The organism is Humidesulfovibrio idahonensis (assembly GCF_054657715.1).
The window spans coordinates 383,884-408,100 of record NZ_BAAHYE010000003.1; the positions used below are offsets into that span (position 1 = coordinate 383,884).

Annotated in this window: 19 protein-coding genes and 1 pseudogene; 6 read left to right on the forward strand and 14 right to left on the reverse strand. The window is 65.9% G+C overall.

The features are described 5' to 3' along the window. Window position 1 precedes the first annotated feature (1 nt). Window positions 2-988 carry a 3-dehydroquinate synthase II family protein gene (locus tag ACYQ4W_RS08420; RefSeq protein ID WP_459855214.1) on the reverse strand — a complete coding sequence of 329 codons (987 nt, stop codon included), beginning with the start codon at window positions 986-988 and terminating at the stop codon, window positions 2-4. A 5-nt stretch (window positions 989-993) separates the two neighbouring features. Beyond that, complete coding sequence (locus ACYQ4W_RS08425) at window positions 994-1,797, reverse strand: 2-amino-3,7-dideoxy-D-threo-hept-6-ulosonate synthase (RefSeq protein ID WP_459855216.1); 804 nt, start codon at window positions 1,795-1,797, stop codon at window positions 994-996. Window positions 1,798-2,243: 446 nt separating this feature from the next. On the opposite strand from ACYQ4W_RS08425, the gene ACYQ4W_RS08430 reads away from it, so the two are divergent. Both ACYQ4W_RS08430 and ACYQ4W_RS08435 read left to right on the forward strand, forming a co-directional pair. Beyond that, window positions 2,244-3,476 carry an EAL domain-containing protein gene (locus ACYQ4W_RS08430; protein WP_459855219.1) on the forward strand — a complete coding sequence of 411 codons (1,233 nt, stop codon included), beginning with the start codon at window positions 2,244-2,246 and terminating at the stop codon, window positions 3,474-3,476. A 297-nt stretch (window positions 3,477-3,773) separates the two neighbouring features. After that, window positions 3,774-5,591: a methyl-accepting chemotaxis protein gene (locus tag ACYQ4W_RS08435; RefSeq protein WP_459855221.1), complete on the forward strand. Its 1,818-nt coding sequence runs from the start codon at window positions 3,774-3,776 to the stop codon at window positions 5,589-5,591. A gap of 330 nt (window positions 5,592-5,921) precedes the next feature. Here the strand turns inward: ACYQ4W_RS08435 and ACYQ4W_RS08440 are convergent, their stop codons facing one another. Genes ACYQ4W_RS08440 through ACYQ4W_RS08450 form a run of 3 tightly spaced genes read right to left on the reverse strand, consistent with a single transcriptional unit; the run spans window position 5,922 to window position 7,396 of the window. Next, window positions 5,922-6,206, reverse strand: coding sequence for a helix-hairpin-helix domain-containing protein (locus tag ACYQ4W_RS08440; RefSeq protein WP_459855224.1), 285 nt, complete (start codon window positions 6,204-6,206; stop codon window positions 5,922-5,924). Window positions 6,207-6,209: 3 nt separating this feature from the next. Beyond that, window positions 6,210-7,139 carry a hydroxymethylbilane synthase gene (gene hemC, locus ACYQ4W_RS08445; protein WP_459855226.1) on the reverse strand — a complete coding sequence of 310 codons (930 nt, stop codon included), beginning with the start codon at window positions 7,137-7,139 and terminating at the stop codon, window positions 6,210-6,212. Window positions 7,140-7,150: 11 nt separating this feature from the next. Next, entirely contained in the window at window positions 7,151-7,396 is a 246-nt protein-coding gene (locus ACYQ4W_RS08450; RefSeq protein ID WP_459855228.1) for an FmdB family zinc ribbon protein, read from the reverse strand. Between the two features lie 333 nt (window positions 7,397-7,729). On the opposite strand from ACYQ4W_RS08450, the gene ACYQ4W_RS08455 reads away from it, so the two are divergent. Beyond that, window positions 7,730-9,481, forward strand: a complete 1,752-nt coding sequence (locus ACYQ4W_RS08455) for a methyl-accepting chemotaxis protein (RefSeq protein ID WP_459855231.1) — start codon at window positions 7,730-7,732, stop codon at window positions 9,479-9,481. 328 nt (window positions 9,482-9,809) lie between these two features. On the opposite strand, the pseudogene lon reads toward ACYQ4W_RS08455, so the two are convergent. Next, window positions 9,810-12,281, reverse strand: a pseudogene (lon, locus tag ACYQ4W_RS08460) (endopeptidase La); the annotation flags it as partial. Window positions 12,282-12,674: 393 nt separating this feature from the next. On the opposite strand from lon, the gene ACYQ4W_RS08465 reads away from it, so the two are divergent. From ACYQ4W_RS08465 to ACYQ4W_RS08475, 3 genes are all read left to right on the forward strand, one after another. Next, window positions 12,675-13,361, forward strand: a complete 687-nt coding sequence (locus ACYQ4W_RS08465) for a response regulator (protein ID WP_459855233.1) — start codon at window positions 12,675-12,677, stop codon at window positions 13,359-13,361. 194 nt (window positions 13,362-13,555) lie between these two features. Then, window positions 13,556-13,909 carry a TraR/DksA family transcriptional regulator gene (locus ACYQ4W_RS08470; RefSeq protein WP_459855236.1) on the forward strand — a complete coding sequence of 118 codons (354 nt, stop codon included), beginning with the start codon at window positions 13,556-13,558 and terminating at the stop codon, window positions 13,907-13,909. A 31-nt stretch (window positions 13,910-13,940) separates the two neighbouring features. Beyond that, window positions 13,941-16,532, forward strand: coding sequence for a glycosyltransferase (locus ACYQ4W_RS08475; protein ID WP_459855239.1), 2,592 nt, complete (start codon window positions 13,941-13,943; stop codon window positions 16,530-16,532). 160 nt (window positions 16,533-16,692) lie between these two features. Here ACYQ4W_RS08475 and ACYQ4W_RS08480 read toward each other — a convergent pair whose 3' ends face one another. From ACYQ4W_RS08480 to ACYQ4W_RS08515, 8 genes are all read right to left on the reverse strand, one after another. After that, window positions 16,693-16,932, reverse strand: coding sequence for an HU family DNA-binding protein (locus ACYQ4W_RS08480; protein WP_459855242.1), 240 nt, complete (start codon window positions 16,930-16,932; stop codon window positions 16,693-16,695). Between the two features lie 342 nt (window positions 16,933-17,274). Beyond that, window positions 17,275-17,766, reverse strand: a complete 492-nt coding sequence (locus ACYQ4W_RS08485; RefSeq protein WP_459855244.1) for an amphi-Trp domain-containing protein — start codon at window positions 17,764-17,766, stop codon at window positions 17,275-17,277. Window positions 17,767-17,811: 45 nt separating this feature from the next. After that, complete coding sequence (locus ACYQ4W_RS08490) at window positions 17,812-19,023, reverse strand: GAK system CofD-like protein (RefSeq protein ID WP_459855247.1); 1,212 nt, start codon at window positions 19,021-19,023, stop codon at window positions 17,812-17,814. 21 nt (window positions 19,024-19,044) lie between these two features. Next, window positions 19,045-20,160 carry an HprK-related kinase B gene (locus tag ACYQ4W_RS08495; RefSeq protein WP_459855250.1) on the reverse strand — a complete coding sequence of 372 codons (1,116 nt, stop codon included), beginning with the start codon at window positions 20,158-20,160 and terminating at the stop codon, window positions 19,045-19,047. After that, window positions 20,157-21,059, reverse strand: a complete 903-nt coding sequence (locus ACYQ4W_RS08500) for a GAK system ATP-grasp enzyme (protein ID WP_459855253.1) — start codon at window positions 21,057-21,059, stop codon at window positions 20,157-20,159. The genes ACYQ4W_RS08495 and ACYQ4W_RS08500 overlap by 4 nt, the downstream gene beginning before the upstream one ends. A 12-nt stretch (window positions 21,060-21,071) precedes the next feature. After that, window positions 21,072-22,748 (reverse strand): phosphate signaling complex PhoU family protein, encoded by a 1,677-nt coding sequence (locus ACYQ4W_RS08505; RefSeq protein WP_459855255.1) that lies wholly within the window; start codon window positions 22,746-22,748, stop codon window positions 21,072-21,074. 10 nt (window positions 22,749-22,758) lie between these two features. Then, the gene (locus ACYQ4W_RS08510; RefSeq protein WP_459855258.1) at window positions 22,759-23,031 is read right to left on the reverse strand and encodes an amphi-Trp domain-containing protein; all 273 of its coding nucleotides are present in this window, start codon (window positions 23,029-23,031) and stop codon (window positions 22,759-22,761) included. Between the two features lie 24 nt (window positions 23,032-23,055). After that, a complete protein-coding gene (locus ACYQ4W_RS08515; protein ID WP_459855260.1) occupies window positions 23,056-24,201 on the reverse strand; it encodes a hypothetical protein in 1,146 nt (381 codons plus the stop codon). Window positions 24,202-24,217 lie beyond the last annotated feature (16 nt).

A 24,217-nucleotide genomic window follows, 5' to 3' on the forward strand; every position in this document is an offset into this window, starting at 1 on the left:
CCTAGCCCTCCTTGATGTCTTCGCAGATGCGCATGCCGAAGTGACGGCCCGCGACATCGGTGCGGCAAAGGATCTCGTCGCCGGGCTTCAGGTTCACCACGCTGATGGGCTTGCCGTCCACGCCGGTGACGCGGATGGTTTCCGCGTTCTGCAAAAACACCTGGCCGGTGACGTCGCAGCCGTCGGCCGTTTGCACCTTGGCGGTGATTTTGAGCATGGGCCGGATCTCGACCTTGACGCGGCCCACGGCGGTGAGGCTGGTCTTGCCGTCGGCTCCGACGATGAGCACCTCGCGCCCGGCGGAAAGCTCCTCCAGGTAGCAGGTCTTGTCGCCGGGGAGCACGGCGTAGGCGTGCACAGCCCCCGCGTTGACGCGGAACGGCCGCGCGGCCACATAGGGATTGGACTCGGTTTCCGCGTGCACCAGGAAGGTGAAGGCGCTGGAGTTGCCAATGAGCATGCCCTGCCCGCGCTTGAGCATGGAAATGGTGTCCACGCAGACGCGGTGGCCCAGGCCGGCGGAGACGATCTCCGTCACCTCGGCCCGCTGCAGGTCGATGCGCCCCTGGGAGAGCTTGAGCTCGGCCACGATGGCCTTGAGGTCGGCCGCAGCCTCGGGCAGCACGACGATCATGTCGGCGCCGCGCTCCAGAATGCCGGCGGCCAGCACGGCCCGGTCGAAGCTCTCGCACTCCAGCCCCAAACCGGAGGCCTGGGCCAGAATGTTCTCCACCGGGATGATCTCCCAGCCCTTGGCCAGCGAGACCTGCTGCCCGGCCACGAGCCTGGCCGTGGCGGCTTCCTCGTCGGCCTTGGAGTCCAGCGGCAAGGTGGGCAGCTCGGCCTCGGTCAGCACCTCCACACGGCCCAGGGCGCGCACGGCGTCGGCCTTGGCGGGTTCGGTGAGCACGGCGTCCACGCCGGATTCGAGGGCCAGGGTCACCAGTTCCTTCTGGAACGGCACGGCCTTGAAGATGATCTTCTTCATTGTGTCTATTCCTTGCCCGCAAGCATTTCCAAGGCTTCTTCCACTTCCACGTCCTCGTGCACGACCTTGGAGAGCGCCTGGCACAAAATGGCCGGGTTCTTGTGCTGGAACACGTTGCGGCCAACGGACAAGCCGGAGCCGCCCGCGCTGATGGAGTCGTGGACCATTTGCAAAAAGGCGCGGGTGCTGTCGAGCTTGGGGCCGCCGGCGATGACCACGGGCACGCAGCAGGAGTCCACCACATGGCCGAAGGTGTCCACATCGCCGGTGTAGGGAACCTTGACCACGTCGGCGCCGAGCTCCACGCCCACGCGGGCGCAGTGGGCCACGATCTCGGGGTCGAACTCGCTGCGCACCTTGGGGCCGCGGGCGTACACCATGGCCAGAACGGGAATGCCCCAGCTCTGCGCGGTGCTCGTCACCTGGCCGAAGTCGGACAGCATCTTGGCCTCGGTCTCGTCACCCAGGTTCACGTGCACGCTCACGGCGTCCGCGCCGAGGCGGATGGCGTCTTCAACGGTTCCGACGAGAGTTTTGGCGTTGGGGAAGGGAGAGAGGGTGGTGCTGGCGGAGAGGTGGACGATGAGGCCGATGTCTTTGCCCTGGCTTCTGTGGCCGCAGCGCACAAGGCCCTTGTGCATGAGCACGGCGTTGGCCCCGCCCGCGACCACCGCCCCGACGGCCTCGCGCATGTCCACGATGCCGGGAATGGGCCCGACCGTGGTGCCGTGGTCCATGGGCACGATGATGGTGCGTTTCGTGTCGCGGTTGAAAATGCGTTCCAGGCGAATTGCTTTTCCGATGTGCATGGCGTCCTCCAATGGACTGGTTGCGTCTCGTCAAGCGGAACTGAGTGGCGTTAGCCGGCGGAAAACATTAAAAAAGGGCCGCCGGCTTTCGCCTGCGGCCCTTCCTGAAGAGGCTTTGGTTAACGTCCTGTCTCCGTCAACAAACCTCTCCCTGGCCGCAGGCGCAGCTAAACCAATAATACCAGTACTGGCTAAAGGAAAAGGAGGTATTGTTGGCGAAGGAGAGGTTCATGAAGAGAGTGTTTACTCGCGGCCTTTCTGGCTGTCAACACTTTTTTCAAGTATCAGCGACTTTTCGCGCTTGTCCATTTATGTATAGAGAGGCGCGGGGTGTTCCACATTTTTGTGCATAAATCATATTGCACCAGGCGATAAAAAGATCAAAAACAATCAAAACCAGAGCGTTGCGGTGCTGGCTCGAGTCTTGCTCACAGGATGCCCACACTATGGAAAATTCTGCGGAAGCCGTCACGATCCACGAGATCATCGAACACGAGTGGATCAGCACCGCGTTTCATTCTCTGGTTTCCATCAAACGCAAGGCGCTGCTCGGCGTTGAGGCGCTGACGCGCTGCACTGCCCCCGGCGAGGACATTCCGCCCCTGGACCTGTTCCAGATGGCCGCCGAGGCCGGTTGCCTGCTGGAGTTGGACCGCCTGTGCCGCAAAAAGGCCGTGGAGGCCTTTGCCCCCATCCATGCCAAGAACCGCGGGCTCATCCTGTCGCTCAACGTCGACGGCCACGCCATCGACTCCGACGTGGCGCGCTCCGGCTACTTGCTGCGCGTGGTGAAGGAGCACGGCGTCAACCCGAACAACGTGCTCATCGAGATTGTGGAGTCGCGCGCGCGCGACACGAAAGCCCTGGCCGATTTCGTCAGCTATTACCGCAAGAACGGCTTTTTGATCGCCCTGGACGATGTGGGCGTGGGCCATTCCAACCTGGACCGCATTCCCCTGCTGCGGCCCGATGTGCTGAAGCTCGACCGCAGCCTGGTCTCCGGCGTGGCCGGGCACATGACCCGGCTTGAGGTCGTCAAGAGCTTCGTGCAGATGGCCTCGCGCCTGGGCTCCCTGGCCTTGGCCGAAGGCGTGGAGCGCCAGGAGGACATTCTGCGCCTGCTCGAGGTCGGCGTCGACGTGTTCCAGGGCTTCTACTTCGGCAAGCCGGCCCGGCAAATGCCAGACAACGAAACCATCGCCGAGCGCATCGAGTACCTGGCGCGAAAGTTCCGCGTGTGCGCCACGGAGCGCTTCGCCACGCAGAAGGCGCTGTACGCCAGGCACGACGCCCTGGTGTTCACCCTGTGCGAGCGACTTTCGGAGCTGGGCTCCACCGGGCTCGACCAGGCGCTCACGGGCTTCATCGACGAATGGGAACAGATAGAGTGCCTGTATGTGCTGAGCGCCAAGGGCGTGCAGCTTTCCGGCACGGTGTGCAATCCGGGAAAGCTGCGCAAGCGCAAGCGCTTCATCTACGAGCCCGCCCGCGTGGGCGCGGACCATTCGCTGAAGGAATACTACCTGCCCCTGCGCGCGGGCCTGCCCAAATTCACCACCCAGCCTTACATATCGCTGGCCTCCGGCAACCGCTGCATCACCATCTCCGCCTCCTACAAGGACCGCGACAACCGCTCGTGCATCCTCTGCGCCGACATCGACGACCAGCAGGACAACTAGCCCCGAAGCTTTCAGAAGACGCAGCCCCAAGCCGCGCACGACCTCCCCAATCCCCAGCCTCCGGCAACCGCTGCCACGCCGGCTCCGCCTTCTGCAAGGGCCGCGGCGCCCCCATGCATTCCCTTCGCCTATAGCCCGCATCAACGCAGCGGATGACGCCGCAACACGCCCGCAACAATGTAAGCGGATACTCGCATTCTTTCTTGCATTATGGCCGGCATATCCGATAGTATTCATATGCACCATTAGCATTCTGGATGCCCGCTGCCCCCCAGCCGCGTTCCAGGAGGAGGGACCATGCGCAACATCACCATCCGCACCCGCATCATCTTGCTCATCGCCATTGCCGTGGCTTTTGCCGGAATCGTCGGCGCCGGTTTCTACTATGAGCTGCAACAGCTCAAGGGCTTCTCCATCCGCCAAACCCAGGACGTGATGCTCGCCGGCGACAAGGACCGGCTCAAGCTCGCCGTGGATTCCCTCGCCACGTCCCTGGGCGAAACAGTCAAGGCTCTGCCGCCCGACAGGAACATCCAGCTCGCGGCCTTGCGCCAGGACACCTACCCCATCCGTTATGAGGAGGACCAGTCCGGATACTTCTTCATCTATGAGGGCACAACCTGCGTCTCCATGCCCATCAAGCCCGAAAACCAGGGCAAGGATCTTGGCGGCCTGGCGGACAAGAACGGCGTCGCCTTCGTCAAGGCCCTGCGCGACGCGGCCGAGAAGGGCGGCGGCTTCGTCGAGTACGTCTTCGACAAGCCGGGCAAGGGCGTGCAGCCCAAGCTGAGCTACGCCACGCTCATTCCCGGCACCAAGTTCTGGATCGGCACCGGCGCCTACATCGACAGCATCGACGCCGAAAAGGCCGCCATCGACGCCGCCATCTCCACCATGGTCCAAAAGGCGACGATGCTCATCGCCATCGTGGTGCTCTGCCTCTTGGCCATCGGCGTGCTGCCGCTCTCCTTGCTTATCCTCCGCAGCATCGTGCGGCCCCTCACCGCCGCCACCAAGGCCGCCGAGGACGTGGCCGCAGGCAATCTGAACGTCGCCCTCACCACCGCCGGACGCGACGAGATCACCAAGCTTGAGACCTCTCTGAACACCATGGTGGCGACCCTGCGGCGCAACATGGCCGAGATTACCGCCAAGACCAAGGAGGCCGAGGACAAGGCCCACGCGGCCGAGGAAGCGACGGTCCAGGCCAACGAGGCCAAGGCCGAAGCCATACGCGCCCGCCAGGAGGGCCTGCTCATGGCGGCCAACCGCCTGGAGGCCGTGGTGGAGCGCCTCTCCTCCGCGTCGGAGGAGATCTCCGGCCAGGCCGAGAACATCGGCCGCTCCACGGATGTGCAGAAGAGCCGCATCACCGAAACCGCCACGGCCATGGAAGAAATGAACGCCACGGTGCTCGAGGTGGCCAAGAACGCCACCCAGGCTTCCGACGGGGCGGACACCGCCCGCACCCGCGCCACCGAGGGCAACGCCGTTGTCGGCAAGTCCGTGGCCGCCATGGAGGCCCTGCTCGCCCTGTCCACCCGGCTCAAGGGCAACATGGACATCCTGGGCCAGCGCGCCCAGGATATCAGCAAGATCATGAGCGTCATCAATGACATAGCCGACCAGACCAACCTGCTGGCCCTGAACGCCGCCATCGAGGCGGCCCGCGCGGGCGATGCCGGACGCGGCTTTGCCGTGGTGGCCGACGAAGTGCGCAAGCTGGCCGAAAAGACCATGACCGCCACCAAGGAAGTGGGCGAAACCGTGCGCGGCATCCAGGAGGTTTCGGCCAGCAACATCCACGGCATGGACGAGGCCGGCCGGGCCATAGCCGACTCCACGGCGCTGGTGCGCCAGTCGGGCGAGGCCCTGGACGAGATCGTGCGCATGAGCGAATCCACGGCCCTGCAGGTGCAGAGCATCGCCACCGCGGCGGAGGAGCAAAGCGCCGCGAGCGAGGAGATCAATCAGGCCGTGGATCAGATCAACGACATCGCCAGCGAGACCGCCTCAAGCATGCAGCAGACCACCATCGCCATCCACGAACTGGCGGAGCAGGCCGAGAACCTGCGCGCCCTGGTGGCCGACCTGAAGCGCGAAGGGCAATCGTAGGACAAAGCTCGCGTGGAGAGAGGCCAGCTGACGGGAATGCCGGTGAAACGGTGAGCAGGCGCGGCATCAAGCGCGCAGCATCAGCCTCGGACTGTTGAACGATAAAAAGCCCCGGCGCGGTAGCAACCACGTCGGGGCTTTCATTTCGCATGAGGTTCGTCGCAACTCCGCCAGGGCGCGTCCGCCTGGGTGGCCGGGCCAGGGCGCGGCAGCCAGAGCGCGGCAGCCAGAGCGCGGCAGCCAGAGCCTGTCGGCCCAGGGCGTGCCCATCGGCAGGCCCCGCCGGGAGAAGCCAAACTGTCGGGAAGCGGCGGCGCGCCCTGCCCTGCCCTAGTCCTTCCAGGCCCACCACTTCAGGCGCGCCGGGTCCGGGGACGGGGTCTGTGCAAAGTACACCGCGCAGCGCAGGGTGTAGAGCATGCAGCGGTCAACATGCTGCCCGGCCAGGGCTTCCAGGCTGGCGTAAAGGACTTCCGGGTCGCGGCCGCGCAGGTCTTCCACCGAGCGCAGGCCGAGGTTCCAGAGGTCCACGGCGATGGTCTTGCCCACGCCGGGAATGCGCCGCAGGTCCTTCAGAACCAACGGATCTGGAGCTGCCGCGCTGCGCGCGTCCACGGCCTAGCTGTTCCTCGCGTACACTTCGTCCAGAATGGCCTTGCCGCCCGCGCGCAGCACCTGCCGTGCAAGCTCCGCGCCCAGGTCCCAGGCCTTGGCCGTGGTCCCGCTGGCGCTGATGCGGATGGGGTTCTCGCCGTTTACGCCGGCCACAAAGCCGGTCAGGGTCAGGCTGTCGCCCTCAAGCTGGCTCCAGGCGGCGATGGGCACCTGGCACCCGCCGTCGAGCCCGGTAAGGAAGCCGCGCTCCGCGGCCACCTGGGCGGCGGTCTCCGGGTGATTCAGAAAGGCCAGCAGTTCGGCCATTTCCGGCCGGTCCTTGCGGTATTCTATGCCAAGGGCGCCCTGGGCCACGGCGGGCAAAAAGCGCGGCGGGCCAAGGATTTCGACCTTGGGCGCGGTGAGGCCCAAGCGGTTCAACCCGGCGGTGGCAACCACAATGGCGTCGAACTGCCCTTCCAGAAGCTTGCGCACGCGGGTGTCCAGGTTGCCGCGCAGGCTCTCGATGACGAGATCCGGGCGCAAGGTCATGAGCTGGGCCTGGCGGCGCAGGCTGCTGGTGCCCACCTTGGCCCCCTTGGGCAGGGCGTCCAGACCGTTGTACTGGACCGAAAGCAGGCTGTCCGTGGGCGCTTCGCGGACGGGGTTCACCCCCACCACCAGCTCGGGCGGCAGCTCGGTGGGCACGTCCTTCATGCTGTGCACGGCAAGGTCGGCGCGGCCGTCCAAAAGCGCTTCCTCGATCTCCTTCACGAAAAGGCCCTTGCCGCCCACTTTCGCCAGGGGCACGTCGAGGATCTTGTCGCCCGTGGTCTTGATCTTGAGCAGCTCGACCTCAAGGCCGTCATAACGCTCGCGCAAGAGGGAGGAGATGTGTTCCGCCTGCCAGAGGGCCAGCTGGCTGCCGCGTGTGGCTATGGTGACTTTCTTCATTGTCGCCGGGCCTAGTGGCAAGAGGAGCAGGAGCCGCCGGAACAGCCGGCGCAGCCGCCGCCCGAAGGCGCGGGCGCGGCGCTGCCGATGGAGTCGCCGGCATCGGAGCCGCCGCCGACCTTGCTGCGGCAGCAGCTCATGAGCTTTTCGGTCTTGGCGGAGCCGCAGTGCGGGCAGACGACCGTCTCGTCCTGACCAAGAACCAGCTCCTCAAAGGGTTTGCCGCAATCACGGCAGGTATATTCGAATATGGGCATGGCGCTCACCTCTTGAGTTATTCCGGCCGCGCGGCGCGGCGGGTTTCGCAAGCGTTTTTTGTAGCGCAATTCGGCCCCGCTGGCAACGCGCCAACAAGGAGACTGTCGGGCGCCGCTCTCGCGGGCGTCTTCGCGCATGCCCCGCAGCCACGGCCTATTTCCACGATTGTTTCGGGGAACGCACTCGGCATCTCTTGAAACGGAATTGTTCTTCCGATGGTGATGCCGCTGCTTATAAAATACGGTGTTGCGCCAGCAGTGTTATTGGATTAACCTTTTTGGGATAATTTTTGTATTCAATTTTTTAATTTACTTTCGTTAAGGAGCCATCTCATGAGTTGGAAGGATGCAAGCCTAAGCAAAAAAATCATCGCGGCAATCATGCCCATCTTGCTGTTGTTCTGCATCGTGGCGCTTTGGGCGTACATGTCCATGGGCACCATGACGAACAAATCCACGGAACTTGAATTGACCCGCAAATTGCAGATGAATCTGCTGCAGCGCGAGATCGATCACCTGAAATGGGCGCAAAACGTGAGCCTTTTCGTCAACGATGAGAAAGCCTCGGAGCTGAAGGTCCAGACCGACGACACCAAGTGCGCCTTCGGACAATGGTTCAACGGAGACGAGCGCAAGCAGACGGAAGTGCTCTTTCCGGACCTGCGCCCCATGCTGGAGAAAATCGACGAACCCCACAAAAAGCTGCACGCCACGGCGGTGGAAATCGCCACACTGCGCGCCGCGGGCGACAACGCCAAGGCCAGGCAGATCTACGAGACCGAGAGCCTGACGCAGCTCAAGGCCGTGCAGGAACTGTTGGGCGAAATGCGCACGCTCAGCAACGACAAGGCCGACGCCACGAGCAAGCGGATGCTCGCCGATGCGCAGCTCTCGCGCATCATCATCCTGTGCGCGGCCGGCACCAGCATTCTTCTCGGCCTGCTGTTGAGCCTCCTGGTCATCCGGGCCATAGCCCGGCCGCTCAAGGCCACCGTGGACTACGCCGACGAAGTGAGCGGCGGCAACCTGGACGCCGAAATTCCCGTGCGCCAGGCGGACGAGGTGGGCGTGCTGGCCCGCGCCATCCGCGAAATGGTCAAGGTGCTGCAAACCAAGATAGCCGAGGCGGACCAAAAGAGCGCCGAGGCCGCGGAACAGGCCAGGAACGCGCACGAGGCCATGGGCCAGGCCGCCGCGAGCGAGGCCCAGAGCAAGGAGCTCATGGTCCAGATGAAGGAGATCGCCGCGGACGCCGCGCACATCGCCGAGCGTCTGTCCTCCTCGGCCGACGAGCTTTCCGCCCAGGTGGAGCAGGTTTCCCGCGGGACCGAGGTGCAGAAGCAGCGCATGAGCGAGACGGCCATCGCCATGCAGCAGATGAGCGCCTCCGTCGAAGACGTGGCGAAAAGCGCACAGGGCGCCTCGGACAGCGCCGCCGAAACCCAGGGCATGGCGGCCACGGGTTTCGAGGTGGTGCGCGAGAGCGTGGCCGCCATCGAGCAGGTGAGCAGCGTCTCCCAGACCCTGCGCGAGAACATGCAGAGCCTGGGCCAGCAAACACAGGCCATCGGTCAGGTCATGAGCGTCATCAGCGACATTGCCGACCAGACCAACCTGCTGGCCTTGAACGCCGCCATCGAGGCGGCCCGCGCGGGCGATGCCGGACGCGGTTTTGCCGTGGTGGCCGACGAAGTGCGCAAGCTGGCCGAAAAGACCATGGGCGCAACGAGCGAGGTCGGCTCCATCATCGGCTCCATCCAGGAATCGGCCCGCAAGAACCTGGAGAGCATGGACCACGCAACCGAGGCCGTGCAGGCCGCCTCGGAGCTTTCCACCCGCTCCGGCAGCTCCCTGCAGGAGATCGTGCATCTGGCGACCTCCAGCTCCTCGCAGGTGGAGAGCATCGCCACGGCCGCGCGCGAGCAGTCCGCCGCCTCGGAGCAAATCACCCAGGCCATCGAGGACGTGAGCCGCGTGGCCTCGGAGTCGAGCATCGGCATGAGCCAGTCCGAGCGCGCCGTGCGCGACCTGGCCGGCATGGCGGGCGAACTCAAGGGGCTCATCTCCCGCCTGCACACCCGCTAGCGACCGCACGCCACAAAACAAAAAAGGCGGCCGGGGCAATCACCCTGGCCGCCTTTCGTTTGGCTTTTTGACGCATCCTGCGCGCTGCCGCGCGGGGCTACTTGCCCTTGGGCCCGGTCTTTTTGGCCGGAGCCTTGGCCGCGGCCTTCTTCGAAGCAGGCTTCTTCGGAGCGGGCTTCTTCGGAGCGGGCTTTGGAGCCGCCGACTTCTTCGGCGCAGCACCCTTCGGCGCAGGGGGCGGGGTCACGGTCTTGGCGGCCGTTTTGGCCGAAGCCTTGGCGGCGGCGGGCTTTCCTGCCTCCGGCTTGACCTCGGACTTGGCTTCCGCCTTGGTTTCCACCTTCGCTTCCACCTTGGCGGAAGTGGCGGGCTCGCCCTTGGCGCCCTTGCCGCCCATCACCAACGGCCACACCTCGTCCACGCGCTCCACGAACTTGACGATGATCTTCTTGCGCAGGTCCTCGGGAATGTCCTGCAGATCCTTCTTGTTCTGGGCCGGGATGATGACGCGCTTCATGCCCAGGGACACGGCCGCCAGGATCTTCTCCTTGATGCCGCCCACGGGCAGCACGCGGCCGCGCAGGCTTATCTCGCCGGTCATGCAGGTGTCCGCGCTCACGGCCTTGCCCGTCAGGGCGCTGATGAGCGCCGTGACCAGCGTGACGCCGGCCGAGGGGCCGTCCTTGGGCGTGGCGCCGGCGGGCACGTGGATGTGGATGTCGCGCTTCTCGTGGAAGTCCGGCGCGATGCCGTACTTGCCGGCCATGACGCGGCAGAGGGAGACCGCCGCCTGGGCCGACTCCTTCATGACATCGCCCAGCTTGCCCGTGAGGATGAGCTTGCCCGTGCCGGGCATGGTGCTCACCTCGATGTGCAGGATCTCGCCGCCGTATGGGGTCCAGGCCAGGCCTGTGACCACTCCCGGCGGCAGGGTGTTCTCCTTTTCGTCCTCAAGAAAACGCGGCACGCCCAGGTACTTGTGCAGGTTCTTGTCCGTCACGGTGAAGGGGCCCTTTTCGCCCTCGGCCTTCTTGCGCGCCAGCTTGCGGCACACGGAGCCAATCTCGCGCTCCAGGTTGCGCAGGCCCGCCTCGCGGGTGTACTCGCGCACTATCTGCGCCAGCACCTCGTCGCCAAGCTTCACCTCGGTTTCCTTCAGGCCGTTGTCCTTGGCCTGGCGCGGCAAAACAAAGCGCCGGGCGATCTTGACCTTCTCCTGCTCGGTGTAGCCGGGAATGCGGATGACCTCCATGCGGTCCAAAAGCGGGCCGGGAATGGTGTCGAGCGTGTTCGCCGTGCAGATGAACATGACCGACGACAGGTCGAAGGGCACGTTCAGGTAGTGGTCGGTGAAGCTGAAGTTCTGCTCCGGGTCCAGCACCTCCAAAAGCGCGGAGGAAGGATCGCCCCGGAAGTCCGTTCCGAGCTTGTCCACTTCGTCGAGCATGATGACCGGGTTCTTCGTGCCGCAGCCCTTTATGCCCTGGATGATGCGGCCGGGCATGGCGCCGATGTACGTGCGCCTGTGGCCGCGGATCTCGGCCTCGTCGCGCATGCCGCCCAGGCTCAGGCGATGGAACTTGCGGCCCAGGCTGCGGGCGATGGAACGGCCCAGGCTGGTCTTGCCCACGCCCGGAGGCCCCACGAAGCACAAGATGGGGCCCTTCATCTTCGGGTTCAGCTGCCGCACGGAGAGGTATTCGAGGATGCGCTCCTTGACCTTCTCCAGGTCGAAGTGGTCCTCGTCCAGAATCTCCTTGGCGGCCTTCACGTCGAGCCGGTCCTTGGACTGCTTTTTCCAGGGCAGCTCGGTCATCCAGTCGAGGTAGGTGCGGATGACCGTGGCCTCGGAGGAGTCCGGATGCATGGACTCGAGGCGGTTCAACTGCTTGAGCGCCTCCTTCTTCACGTCCTTGGGCATGCCGATCTTCTCGATGGCCTTCTTGAGGTTCTCGATCTCCTCGTCCTCGCCCTCGGCGTCGCCCAGCTCGCGCTTGATGGCCTTCATCTGCTCGCGCAGGAAGAAGTCGCGCTGGGCCTTGTCCATGCCCTCTCGCGCCATGGACTGGATCTTGTTCTGCATGGAGGCGACCTCGGCCTCCTTCACCAGCTGGCCGTTCACCAGGCGCAGGCGCTCCAAGGGGTCCTCGCACTCGAGGATGCCCTGGGCGTCGACGACCTTCATGCGCAGGTTGCTGGCGATGAGATCGGCCAGGCGGCCGGGCTCGGCCACGGAGTTCAGCACGCCCATGATGTCCGCGGGGGAGATGCCGCGCAGGGTCAGAATCTTTTCGGAAAGCTCGCGGGAGGAGCGCACGAGCGCCTCCTGCTCCGGAGTCAGTTCAACGGGCTCGGCCTCGGCCAGGGGCTCCACCTCGGCCAGGTGGAAGGGCTCGTCGGTGACGAAGCGCTTCACCTTGGCGCGGGAAAGGCCCTGCACAAGCACCTTCAGGCGGCCGTCGGGCATTTTCAGCATGCGCATGATCATGCCCACCGTGCCCACCTGGTACATGTCGTCCGGGCCGGGGTTGTCGACGGTCTCGTCCTTCTGCGAAAGGATGAGGATGTAGCGGTCGCCGGAAAGGGCCGCGTCCACGGCCTTGACGCTCTTCTCGCGCCCCACGAACAGGGGCAGGATCATGTAGTTGAAGACCACGATGTCGCGCACGGGCAGCACGGGCATCACCGAGGGGATCTCCGGCCGCTGGGCCGCGTCTCCCTCGGGGCCGCCGGGGCCGCCGACGGGGATCCCCGAATCGCCGGGGTCACCGGCCAAGTGCAGGAATTTCTTGTCGTTCATATGTTTTCCATTGGCCGCCTGGGCCATGCGCTTCGCCGCTGTGGGGGCGTCCTTTCGACGGCGCAGGCGGACCGGTTTGGTTGGGGCTTTCTTGCGTTTCAAATTCACGTCTCCTTGCCCTCTGGCGTGCACCGGGGACAGGAGTCCACGATACCGAGCCTGTTTATTCTAATGCCGCTTTCGCGGGAGGCAAGGGCGAACGGCGCAATTAAGCGCCCAGAACTCTGCTTTGGCTCACTTTTGCCCTGTTTCGCAACCTTTTCCGGCCCGTCACCGGGCAGTAACAATCAAGCCAGCAGGTCACGCTAGGGTCAACCGGCAACCGGCGGTGCGGTCGCGCCGAACATCGGCGCGCCAAGGCCGCGCCGGACACGCCCAAGGGAGCGCAAGCGCATGGAACAACGCCGCATCATGGTGGTTGAAGACCACGCCCAGACGAGAGAACTGCTGCAATACAACCTCACGGCCGCGGGCTACGACGTGCGCACGGCCGGCGCGGGCGAGCAGGGGCTCGACGCCATGAGCCGCTGGCGGCCGGACCTGGTGCTGCTCGACATCATGCTGCCGGAGATGGACGGGCTGGAGGTGTGCCGCAGGCTCAAGCAGCTGCCCACTTTGCGGGCCGTGCCGGTCATCATGCTCACGGCGCGCGGCGACGAGGTGGACCGCGTGGTTGGCTTGGAGCTCGGCGCCGAGGACTACGTGGTCAAGCCCTTCAGCCCGCGCGAGCTGCTTTTGCGGATCAAGAACGCCCTGCGCCGCGCCGGAGGCGAGCCCGCCGCGGTGGACGACGTGTGGCGCCACGAAGGCCTGGTGGTGAACTTCGCCGCGCACGAGATGGACGTGGACGGCGAAAAGCGCCAGCTCACCGCCACGGAACACCGGCTCTTGAAGGAGCTGGTGCAGGCGCGCGGCCGCGTGCTCTCGCGCGACCGCCTGCTCGACACCGTGTGGAACACGGACTTCGAGGGCGCCTCGCGCACGGTGGACACGCACATGCGCCGCCTGCGCGCCAAGCTCGACCGCTACGCCGACTGCATCGAGACCGTGCGCGGCGTTGGGTACCGCTTCCGCGCCTAGGGTCAAGGCAGCCCCGCTATCGCCCCGGCGCTTGCGCACTTGTTCCACTGCCGTCACACCCCGGTAACCCACGCCGTTGCTGGCCATGCTAGGTTTGCCCAACCAAACCCGGAAGGCCCGGCAGGAATCATCCGCGCCATGGTCTTCCGCCCCGGAGCGGCTGCGCCGCCGGGGCCACACCTCTGGAGGACAGCATGCACGGAACCTTGCGCCAGCAGTTGTTGAACGCGTTGACCGGCCTGACCCCGCCCGTTTGCCCCGATGCCGAAATGGACGACACCCCGCGCCTGGACGCCTGCGCGGACGAAAACGAATACGCCTCGCGCGTGGTGGAGGTGGGCATGCAGCTGGCCCTGCGCCGCCGCATGGAGGCCCGCCGCGCGGAAATCGAGGAAGCCCTCGCACGCATGGACGCCGCCGTGTACGGCGTGTGCGAGGACTGCGGCGACGACATCGCCCCGGCGCGGCTTTTGGCCAACCCCACGGCCCGGCTGTGCGTGCACTGCCAAAGCGACCGCGAAAGCTCGCCCTACCTCCGGTGCGCGTAACATGGTTCAAAACGCCACCGCGGGAGGCTTTATGAACGGCAACGCGAAAGATCTCATGCTACCCCCGGACACCTTCGCCATCGACCTGCACGTGCACTCGCGCCACTCCACCCGGCCCTCCCAGTGGGTGCTCCAGCGCATGGGCTGCCCGGAAAGCTTCACCAAGCCGCGCATGATCTACGACATCGCCCGCGCGCGCGGCATGAATCTCGTCACCATAACCGACCACAACACCATCGCCGGAGCCCTGGAGATAGCGCATTTGCCCGGGGCCTTCGTGAGCGAGGAGATCACCACCTACTTTCCCGAGGACCGCTGCAAGCTCCACGTCCTGGCCTACAACATCACCGAGGCACACCACGCGGAGTTCCAGCGCCTGCGCGACAACGTCTTCGAACTCGTGCCCTACCTGCGGGCCGAGGGCATCGTGCATGTGCTGGCCCACCCGCTCTTCGCGGTCAACGGCAAGCTCACGCCGGAGCACTTCGAGCAGGCGCTCTTGCTCTTCAACACCCTGGAGCTGAACGGCTCGCGCGACGCCTTCCAGAACAGCGCCCTGCGGCAGATAGCCGCCGCGCTGACGCCGGAGGTTCTGGAGCGCCTGGCGGACAAGCACGGCATAGATCCCTTTGGCGGCGCGCCCTGGCTCAAGGCGCTGGTGGCCGGCAGCGACGACCACTCGTCGCTGGGCATTGCGCGCATGCACACGCGCTTCAGCGGTCCGGCCACTGTGGCCCATCTGCTTGCGGCCATCCCCGCCGGGCAGGGGCGCATCGAGGGCGAACCGGCCAGCCCCTGGAACATGGCCCACAACCTGTGCGGCATCGCCTTCCAGTTCTACAAGAGCCGCAGCGGCCGCCTGCCGGAAAGCCACCTCTGCGTGCGCTTCGCCGACGCCCTGCTGGACCCGGCCGCGCCGCGCAAACGGAACCTGCGGTCCTCCCTGCGCGCCATCTCCGACCGGGCGCGCCTGGGGCTCTACTCCCTGGTCGCGGACAAGAACGCCACCAGCGCCATGCTCCTGGCCGAGGCCAGCCAAGTCATCCGCGCCGACGCGAACATGATGGACGCGGCCCGCGGACGCGACACCGGAGCCGCGCCCGAGGACACCTGGCGGCGCTTCGTCTCCCGCGTGTCCGACCGGCTGCTGGCGCGTTTCGCCGGGCGCACCCTCGCCGCCGTGCAAAGCGCGGACATCTTCGGCCTGTTCCACGAGGTGGCCTCGGCCGGGTCGCTCTACGCCATGCTCTCGCCCTTCTTCCTGGCCTGCGAGCTGTTCGCCAGCGAGCGCGCCTTCGCCCGCCAGTGCCTGGACCGCTTCGGCCTCACGGCCCCGCGGAGCCGGACGAGCGAACTCAAAATCGCGCACTTCACCGACACCTTCGCCGAGGTCAACGGCGTGGCGCGCACCATCCAGCAGCAGATCGAGCTTGCGGGCAAGCACGGCAAGGACATGACCGTGGTCACCTGCACCGAGGGCCTGGAGCGCGACGACATCGCCAAGGGCGCGGCGCGCTTCGCCCCGGTGGGGTCCTTCAGCATGCCGGAATATCCGGAGATAACCCTGCACTATCCGCCCTTCCTCAAGCTGCTGGCCTGGTGCGCGGAGCAGGACTTCGACTGCATTCTGACCGCCACTCCCGGCCCCATGGGACTGGCCGGGCTGGCCATTGCGCGCATCCTCAAAATTCCGGTGCACGGCACCTATCACACGGCCTTCCCCCAGTACGTGCGCATGTTCACCGAGGATCCGGCCATGGAGGACGCGGCCTGGCGCTACATGCGCTGGTTCTACGGGCAGATGGACACCATCTACGCCCCCAGCCGCTCCACGGCCCAGGACCTGGCCGAGCGCGGCATCAAGGCCGAGCGCATCGTGGTGCACCCGCGCGGCGTGGATGCGGAGCGCTTCCACCCGGACAGCCAGGGCCGGTTCTTCGCCGACCTGGGCCTGGCCCGGCAGTTCAAGATACTCTATGTGGGCCGCGTCTCGCGCGAGAAGAGCCTCGATGTCCTGGCCGACGCCTTCCGCCAGGTGCACAAGCACAGGCCGGACGCGCGGCTGGTCATCGTGGGCGACGGCCCGTACCTGGAGGAGATGCGCGCCCAGACGGCGGACCTGCCCGTGGTCTTCACCGGCTACCTGCAGGGCGAGGCCCTCACCAGCGCCTACGCCGGGGCGGATCTCTTCGTGTTCCCCAGCGCCACGGACACCTTCGGCAACGTGGTGCTGGAGGCCCAGGCCAGCGGCCTGCCAGTGGTGGTGACGAGCGCAGGCGGCCCGCGCGAGGCCATGCAGCCCGGCCGCACCGGCCTTGTGGTGGCGCCGTACGACCCGCAAGCCCTGGCCATGAGCGTGCTCGACCTGATGCTGGACCGCGAGCGCCTGGCGAGCATGGCCGGGCTGGCGCGCAAGTTCGCGGCGCAAACCTCCTTCGACCAGGCCTTCCTCAGAACCTGGGACATTTACGCGGGCATCGTGCGCGGGCATAACGCGGCCGCCGCGGCCCTGGGCGCGGGGGCCCCGAACACGCCACGTCCGGGCGCAAGCGGACCGGACGCGGGAGGCGGCGGCGATTCCTGCGGCAGCGACAGCCCGCGCGGCCAAGCCAAGGCCGCATAGCCCGCGCAGGCGCAAAGCAAACAAAAGCCCCCGCGTCCTGGTCGGATGCGGGGGCTTTATTTTGGGGACGGGAGCGTCCTCTTGACGAGGCTGCTGCCCGTTCAAGGGCGGGCGGCGGGCCAGCGGCTTACGCCTGCCGGAATCCGCCCGGCGCAGCAAGCTACTGCACGGAGCACTGCATGTGCGCCCCGGCCGAGGAGTAGCTGAGACAGCCCGCCCCTCTGCTCCTGTCGAGGGAGATGGACCCCAGTCCGGGCAGCTCCACCTCGTTTCCGTTCTCCAGCGCCCTGGTCGGCACCGAGAACACCACGTCCACGATCTGCCCCGCGAGCTCTTGGCTGGAGATCACGTCGGGCAGCGCATCCATAAGCGCGTTCACGTATGTGTTGCGGTCGATCATATGTTTCTCCTTCATATCCGGCAATGTGCCGGAACAACGGCGGGTCGGGCCTGTTCAGCATCGACAACGACGCCATTCTCATGTTGTATTTCAGGAAATGAAAGTAATGCCTGCATACACCGTGTCAATGCGTTATGAATAATTCATTCATTCACAATCGACAGACCAAGGCGGAATGAAGAAAATCATCACAGGAATCGAAACAATACACAGTTGTGCAAATCTAAACAACGTGCAGGCGTAGCAAAGTGCATGGAGGCATAGCTGCAGGCATGCCCAAAAAGAACCCCGCGTCCGGTCGGTTCCGGGCGCGGGGCGAGGGCAGGCGAAAACGCGGGGGGCTTACTTGGACGCGTTCTTGGAATCGGCGGGCGCGGCGGGCTTGACCACCGAAACGGACGCGGGAGCGGATGCGGCGGGCTTCACCGCCTCTGTGGCGGGCTTGGCGGCAACGGGAACGACGGGCTTCTTCTCGTCCTTTTTCTCGGCGGGCTTCGCGCCGGACACATCCGCGGGCTTGCCGCCGCACAGCTTGTCGCCGCACTTGGCGGCCTTGGCGGACTCGGCCGTCTCGGCGGAGATCTTGAGGCTGGACGGCTCGTCCATGGCCTGCGCGGTGCGCCAGGAAACCTCAAGGCTGAAGCGCGCCTTGTCCTTCTTCACGCGGGCCTCCACCTCAACCTCGGCGGTCTCCGTGGGGTTCAGGGTCAGGCTCTCGCCGTCCTTCTCCACCACGATGACGCCGCTCTTGAAGCCTTCGGCGAGCTGGGTCAGGTACTCGGCCACGGCGGCGCTCTCCATGAGCGTCTTCATCTCGATCTTGTCCTTGTCCATGTGAACCTCCGTTATGTTCGTCGGTTGGGGGCGATTCAAGGCGGGTTACGCAAGGGAAAGCAGAATGGGCACGAGAAAACGGTCGTCGATGTCCGGGCTGTGCCCGTAGCCGATGAGCGGACAGTCGATGACCTCGACCCCGAGGTTGCGGATGCGCGCAAGGTCGAGCCCGCCGGGGTACTGGCCGTGGGCGGTGTCGACCAGGACGAAGTGCAGCACGTCGCACAGGGCTATGCCCGGCGCGTCGTTCATGAGCACCCCGGCCAGACGCTCCACCTGGTCCGCCACGCTTAAGCCCAGGCACTCCGGGTCCACCCCGGTGGAGGGCACATAGACCTTGGGACAGGTGGCCTGGGCCACGGCCTGGCCCACGCCGCGCGGCAGCAGGTTCGCCAGCACGCTGGAGTGGAAGCTGCCCATGGGGTAGCAGATGAGCTCCGCGCCCTGGATGAGCGTGCGCATCTTGTCGCGGATGGGCTGCTCCACCGTGCGGCCGGTGTCATCGGACAAGTACAGCCGGGTGATGGGCGAGGCGAGCTTGGCCGTCTCCTTGCCGGTCATGCGGTGCTGGCCCACCACGAGGCTGCCGTCGGCCAGCTCCGCCGCGAGGTGCAGGTTCTTGTTCACCACCGGGCGCACTGTGCCGCGCACCTGCACCAGGTTGGAGAACATGAAGATCACCGGGTCCAGGTGCCTGCGGTTGGCCAGGTAGCCGCCCGCCAGCACCAGGTTGCCTATGCTTGCGCCGCGCAGGTCGAAGTCATCGGGCATGTTTTGCTGAAACATGGCCAGGTGGTTGCGCACGATCTTGCGCATGGGGTCGGGGATGCGCGCCACAAGCTCGTTCTTGCCGCGCACCATGTGGTCCAGGGTGTGGCGCAGGGCGCCCTGGTCCGGGCCATCCTGCCCATTCTGTCCAGCGGGGCCGGCGGGCAGGCGGTGGGCGAAGAGCGCGAAGATCTCCGGGTTGCCGCGCAGGCTCTGGTCGGCCAGGGCCATGAGCCGGTTCCGTATGTCGCCCACGGCGGGCATGTTGAAGGCCAGCCGCAGTTTGGCCGAGCTGCCGCCGGAGTCGAAGGGCGTGATGACGTGCACGGAGTTGTGGGTGTAGTTCACCAGCCGCGCGCTGGCGCGCTTAAGGGCCGTGCCGCCGCTGAAGAACAGCAGCTTCGGCCCCAGCTCCGGGCACTTCTCCAGCCGCGCCAGGGCCATGTGATTGGGAATCTCCACCTCGCGGCGAATCCAGGTCTTGGCCACCGTTGTTTCTCCTCGCAAGGCTCAGCCGTGCACCAGATATTCGATGCAGAAGTCCGCGGCGCGCTCAAAGTCCACGCCGCCGGTGATTTCGACCATGTCGCAGCGGGCCAGCAGCTCCGCGTATTCTGCGGCCTCCGGGTCCTGCCACTGGCTGTCGCCGTTTCTCGGCAGGGAAAAGAGCCCGGCCGCCTTCATGAACGCGGGCAGCAGGTCCGGCCGCTCGGCCGCCTTCACGAAGCGGATGTCCGTCTCGCCCGCGCCGCGCTTCCAGTTCAGCACCACAAGCCCGCGCATGGGCGCCTGGAGCACGAAGCGCCCCTCGCCGAAGCATTTGTCCAGATAGACGTCGTACTTGTGCTCCAGGTGCCACAGGTGGTCCACGTCCATTTCGAGGAAGCGCTCGCGGTCGGCCAGGGGCACCACCCCGGACAGATTGGGGTTGTTCAGCGCCGTGCCGGGGTTGATGCGCGGCAGCTTGGGCACGCCGCACATGCACAGGCCCTTGCCGGTGTCGTCCGCCGCCACCAGCAGCCGGTCGTTGCTGACGAAGAGCGCGCCCCGGCTCATGACGTGCATGGCCAGGGTGCTTTTGCCCGCGCCGGAAAAGCCGCACAGGCCAAGCCCGCGCAGACGTCCGCCGCCGCTATCGGCCATGAGGTGCCCCACGGCGGCGGCGTGGCCCAGCAGGCAGCCCTGGTGCAGCTTGTGCTCGATGTAGCGGTTGTTGACGAAATTGATGACCTGATTGGCGTTCTTGAGGCAGGGGCCGATGGCCAGGTTGCGCCCGTGCCCGAAGAGAAACACCATACCGGTGAGCACCTTGCGCACCAGGCGTCCGCCGGGCACATCCACGTACTCCTCCTTGACCTTGCTCTTGCCGGGGTCCGGGGCCTTGGCCGCCAGGTCGAGGGGAATGGACGGGGCCGGACCTTCCAGGGCCGTGACGCTCACGTCCACCGGGCTTTTGGCGGCCACGAATCCGCCGAAGTAGGCGTCCAGCTCGGCCAGCAGGGCCTCGGAGTTGGAGCGAACCTCGATGCGGCAGTCGCCCAGATCAAGGTACAGGGCGTGCGGGGCCGGCGCGTCGCCGCCCAGCATCTCGGCCAGGGAACTCATGACATAACCGTGGCGGCTCATGCTTCAATCCTCCTCGCGGCGTAGTCCGCGTACAGCTTGGCGGCGTCGATGCCCCTGGCCTCCTGAATGCCCCGGAATCCGCCGAAGGCCGAAACCTCGAAGATCCGCGGGCCGTCGTCGGTCAGGGCCACATCCACGCAGGTGAAGTCCAGCTTGAACAGATCCTGGGCGCGCCAGGCCAGGTCGATGACGTCCTGCGGCGGGTCGAAGGGGGCGTAGCGCCCGCCCGAGGCCGTGGTGGTGTTCCACGCGCCGGGCTTGCGGCAGCGGGCGTAGGTGGTCAGGTACTCGCCGCCCAGAAACACCACGCCCAGGTCGCGGTCGCCCAGGGCGATGGTCTTCTGGATGTAGAACAGGCCGTGCTCGCGCTGGTATTCCGCAAGTGCCTCGCGCAGCTCCGGACCGGGCTTGAGGATGCGCATGCCGCGCGCCTTGGTGGAGAACAGCGGCTTCACGATGGCCTCGCCGTAGCCTGAAACAGCCGCAAACGCCGCGTCCAGGTCCTCGGTCACCGTGGTGGGCGGCATGGGCATGCCGCCAAGGGCCAGGGTCGTGGTGCAGGAGAGCCGGTCCAGCAGGCCCATCACCGCGCCAGGACGGGAGAACATGGCCACGCCGCGCCCTTCCAGAAAGCGCAGCATCTCCAGGCGGTCGAGCAAGCCCGGCGCATACTCCGGCCCCAGTTTCTTAAGGAGCAGGCCCCGGCACTGCGAGATGTCCTGCCCCTCGTACAAGGCCCGGCCCGTGTCCAGATCCAGGCTCAGCCGGTCCAGCTCGATGAGCAGGGGCTCTGCCCCGCAGGCCTCGGCCGCGCGCCGGGCCAGAAGCTCGGAGGACCACCCCCCGCGCACGCCCACCACGCCCAGGGGCGGAACGGCTTTCGTGTTCGTCTGCGTCATTGGTTCCCGTCCTCAGGAAAAGAGCACCTGCTCCGGCAGGACGAAATCCCGCCAGGGCCGGCCCCGGTGTTCGGCCACGCGCTCCAGCAGGTAGTGCGCCCGCTGGCACATGCCGCGCGAGAAGGCCGGGTTGAGTTCAAAGCGTGTGGAGGTGAAGAGCGAGCGTGCCAAGGCCAAAGCCATGCGCGCCTCAAAGGCCGTGTCGCCGCTGCTTTGGGCAAAGGTGCGGGCAAAGGCCAAGAACTCGCCCATGATCCAGTGGATGCGCGCGCGCAGGTGCGACTCGAACACCGGCATGCGGTAGTTCGACACCAGGAACACGCTCACGTCCTGCACGTAGTCCGAGGGCCTGGAGCGGTGCACGTCCAGGTAGTGCAGGCGCTGGGTCTGGTGGTTGTAAACCAGGTTGTTGACGTTGAAGTCGCCGTGGATGAGCACCGAGAACGGCGCGGCGAGATCCTTTTCAATGCCGCCGCAAACCGTGAGCAGCTCTTCCGTGGCGGGCGCGCGGTGGCCGCAGATGGTCTTCTCCGGCCGCAGGAACCCGGGGTGGATCTGCAGCACCGAATCCAGCCGCGAGGCCACCTGGGTCATGAAGGCCGCGGGCACGGGCTCATTGGTGCGCGTGGTCTCCCAAATGTCCTGCACGGTCTGGGTCATGATGAACACGGCGTTCTGCAGCACGTCCTCGCCGGCGGTAAGCAGCACCTCGTCCAGGTTGCACCCGGGCAAGAACTCCACCAGAAGCGAGGCCTTGTCGTTGTCCTCGTGATAGCCGAAAACCCCGGCCACAAGTCCGGGGTAGGTCTTGGCCCAGAGCTCCAGGCCTTCTTTCTCGGCCAGTATCTTGCTGCGCGCGCCCTCTTTGTAGATGCTGCCCAAAGGATCCACGCCGGGGCCGCCGGTGTCGCCCTCGCCCGCCAAAACCTTGGAGTCCACGCGGCCGATGCGGCAGCCGCTGCGCGTGCCCCAGATGGCCTTGAAGTCCACGCTGGTGAGCCCGCCCGCAAAGCCTGTCTTGGTGAGGGTTTGCTGCAGGGCCTCGAACTGCTCGATCTTGATGCGCTCGCCCAGGATGGAGAAGATGAGCGCTTCGCCAACGTTCAAGAGCGCGTCGCCTATGCGCTCCAGGTAGCGGAAGATGAACAGCACGGTGATGAGGTTCTGCACGTTCTTGCCCGTGCGCAGCTCGCCCATGATGCGGTCGAAGCCCACCTTGTACATGCGGTCCAGGGAGTACTCGGCCCGGCACACGGAAAGCGCCCCGGAGATGTCCGCCTTTTGGAAGGCGGGCAGCACCCCCGCGATGCAGGACTCGATCTCCTGAAACATCTCGCGGTAGGCGTAGCTGGAAAGGAAGGTGTGGTCGGTCAGGTAGTTGGTCTGCTGCACCACGTTGACGCAGAAGTCGGCCACGCGCTCCAGGTTCACGCACATGACCTGGATGGCGCGCACGCGGTTGCCCGTGGTCTTGTCCAGCACGCGGCCGGCCTCGGTCTCGTGGAAGTGGCCGTAGCACTTGTTCTCTATGACCGTCTTGAGGTTGTCGATGTAGTCGTCGCGGCCGACGATATGATCGTAGAGGCTGTGGCTGGGCGCGTCGAGAAAGTTCAGGGTGGCGCGCACCTGGCGCTCCACCTCGGCCACCATGAAGGTGAAGTTCTCCTCAAGGCCCTCGAAGGTGATCATCCGCCGCGCCCTACGCTTCAACCCGGATGGTGCGCTCGCCCGTGGCGATGGGGCTCTTGGCGTCCTTCCAGGCGATCTTGATGGTCATCTTGCTCTCGCCGTCCTTGCGCTTGGCCTTGACGGCGAAGCTCATGAGCGCGCCCGGGGCCAGGGTTATCTCCTCGGCCTCGCTGCGCAGCACCACGCGGCCTTTGCCAAAGCCCTCGGTGAGGGCGGCCAGAAAGGCCTGGATGCTCTTCTCGTCCTGCACGGAATCGAACTCGAACTTGCCGTCGTTTGACATGGCGGTCTCCTTGTAGTGCCCGGCCTAGGCGGAAAGGCGGGCGGTGTACTCGTTTATGACGCAAGCGCGGTCCATGCCGCTGGCCAGCAGGCGCTTGCGGATGCCGATGTCCTCCCACGCGGGCTGCACGCCGATTTCGCGCAGGACCTTGTCGGAGGTCTTGTCCGGGTTTCTGATCTTTTCGCTCATGTGGGTGTCGTCGCCCATGAACACGAGCTGCCGGCGCTCGGTCCAGCCCTTGCGGTTCTTGCGCGCCAGGGTGTCGATGAGAAATTCGGTGTAGCGTTGCGATTGCGGGTTCCACACCTCGCAGCCATCCACGTCGTAGTCGGCCAGCAGCACGGGCCAAAACTGCTCCGGGTGCGGAATGACGATGCCCGCGCCAAAGCCCCGCGCCTCCTCGATGACCTCGCTGGCGCGATAGAAGTACTGCATGGGGAACTGGGCCTTCACCCGCAGCTTCACCGCCTGGGCAAAGGCCTGCACGCGGGTCACCAGGCGTTCGCCGTAGCGCGGGCGCTGGGCGTCCAGAAAGCCGCGCACAAGCTTGTTCTTCAGGGCGTCCAGCGGCAGCGCGCCCATGTGCTTGTCCAAAAGGGCCAGCAGCTTGAGCGCGTGCATCCGGGCGAAGCGGATGGTCTCCTCGGCCGCGCCGGTATCGGCCGCGACGGCGGAAAGCCGCTCCTCGTCCCGGCCGGAGAGCACGTTCAGAAATTCAAAGAGCTGGCTTGCGCGGTAGCGCGCGGTGTGGGCCAGCATGGCGGCCAGCACTCCGGCGCGCTCCAGGCGCTCGGCGCGGAAGTGAATGAGCAGCTGCACCTTCTGGTTGAAGCCGCTGGAGTAGCAGTCCACCTCCACCCCGGCATAGTCGCCGTAGGTGACGATCTCGTTGTGCTGGGTGGGGATGATGAGGCTTTGCGCACAGGCGGGAAAGGTGGCCTCGATGCGCCGCTTGATGAGCGGCATGGGCACGTATTCCGGGTGCCAGTGCAGGGCCAGCACGCGCTCCTGCCGGGGCAGCACCTCGGCCGGGGCGGCGATGAGCTCCTCCTCCTGCGGGGTGAGCCTTGTGGCGGTGATGGCGAAGAACGCGCGCTCGTCCTCTTCGGTTGGGGCATCGGCCGCGGCGGCGGGGTCCAGGGGCGCGGCCGCGTGCTTGTGCTGCTTCATTGTGCGTTCGCCCCCG

Excerpts from the sequence above, each read along its gene's own strand:
- ACYQ4W_RS08485 (WP_459855244.1), bottom strand. The coding sequence starts at position 17,766 with ATGGACAAGGACAAGATCGAGATGAAGACGCTCATGGAGAGCGCCGCC.
- ACYQ4W_RS08425 (WP_459855216.1), bottom strand. The coding sequence starts at position 1,797 with ATGCACATCGGAAAAGCAATTCGCCTGGAACGCATTTTCAACCGCGAC.
- ACYQ4W_RS08470 (WP_459855236.1), top strand. The coding sequence starts at position 13,556 with ATGCACGGAACCTTGCGCCAGCAGTTGTTGAACGCGTTGACCGGCCTG.
- ACYQ4W_RS08435 (WP_459855221.1), top strand. The coding sequence starts at position 3,774 with ATGCGCAACATCACCATCCGCACCCGCATCATCTTGCTCATCGCCATT.
- ACYQ4W_RS08515 (WP_459855260.1), bottom strand. The coding sequence starts at position 24,201 with ATGAAGCAGCACAAGCACGCGGCCGCGCCCCTGGACCCCGCCGCCGCG.
- ACYQ4W_RS08480 (WP_459855242.1), bottom strand. The coding sequence starts at position 16,932 with ATGATCGACCGCAACACATACGTGAACGCGCTTATGGATGCGCTGCCC.
- ACYQ4W_RS08495 (WP_459855250.1), bottom strand. The coding sequence starts at position 20,160 with ATGAGCCGCCACGGTTATGTCATGAGTTCCCTGGCCGAGATGCTGGGC.
- ACYQ4W_RS08450 (WP_459855228.1), bottom strand. The coding sequence starts at position 7,396 with ATGCCCATATTCGAATATACCTGCCGTGATTGCGGCAAACCCTTTGAG.
- ACYQ4W_RS08430 (WP_459855219.1), top strand. The coding sequence starts at position 2,244 with ATGGAAAATTCTGCGGAAGCCGTCACGATCCACGAGATCATCGAACAC.
- ACYQ4W_RS08420 (WP_459855214.1), bottom strand. The coding sequence starts at position 988 with ATGAAGAAGATCATCTTCAAGGCCGTGCCGTTCCAGAAGGAACTGGTG.
- ACYQ4W_RS08465 (WP_459855233.1), top strand. The coding sequence starts at position 12,675 with ATGGAACAACGCCGCATCATGGTGGTTGAAGACCACGCCCAGACGAGA.
- ACYQ4W_RS08475 (WP_459855239.1), top strand. The coding sequence starts at position 13,941 with ATGAACGGCAACGCGAAAGATCTCATGCTACCCCCGGACACCTTCGCC.
- ACYQ4W_RS08505 (WP_459855255.1), bottom strand. The coding sequence starts at position 22,748 with ATGATCACCTTCGAGGGCCTTGAGGAGAACTTCACCTTCATGGTGGCC.
- hemC (WP_459855226.1), bottom strand. The coding sequence starts at position 7,139 with ATGAAGAAAGTCACCATAGCCACACGCGGCAGCCAGCTGGCCCTCTGG.
- ACYQ4W_RS08500 (WP_459855253.1), bottom strand. The coding sequence starts at position 21,059 with ATGACGCAGACGAACACGAAAGCCGTTCCGCCCCTGGGCGTGGTGGGC.
- ACYQ4W_RS08455 (WP_459855231.1), top strand. The coding sequence starts at position 7,730 with ATGAGTTGGAAGGATGCAAGCCTAAGCAAAAAAATCATCGCGGCAATC.
- ACYQ4W_RS08510 (WP_459855258.1), bottom strand. The coding sequence starts at position 23,031 with ATGTCAAACGACGGCAAGTTCGAGTTCGATTCCGTGCAGGACGAGAAG.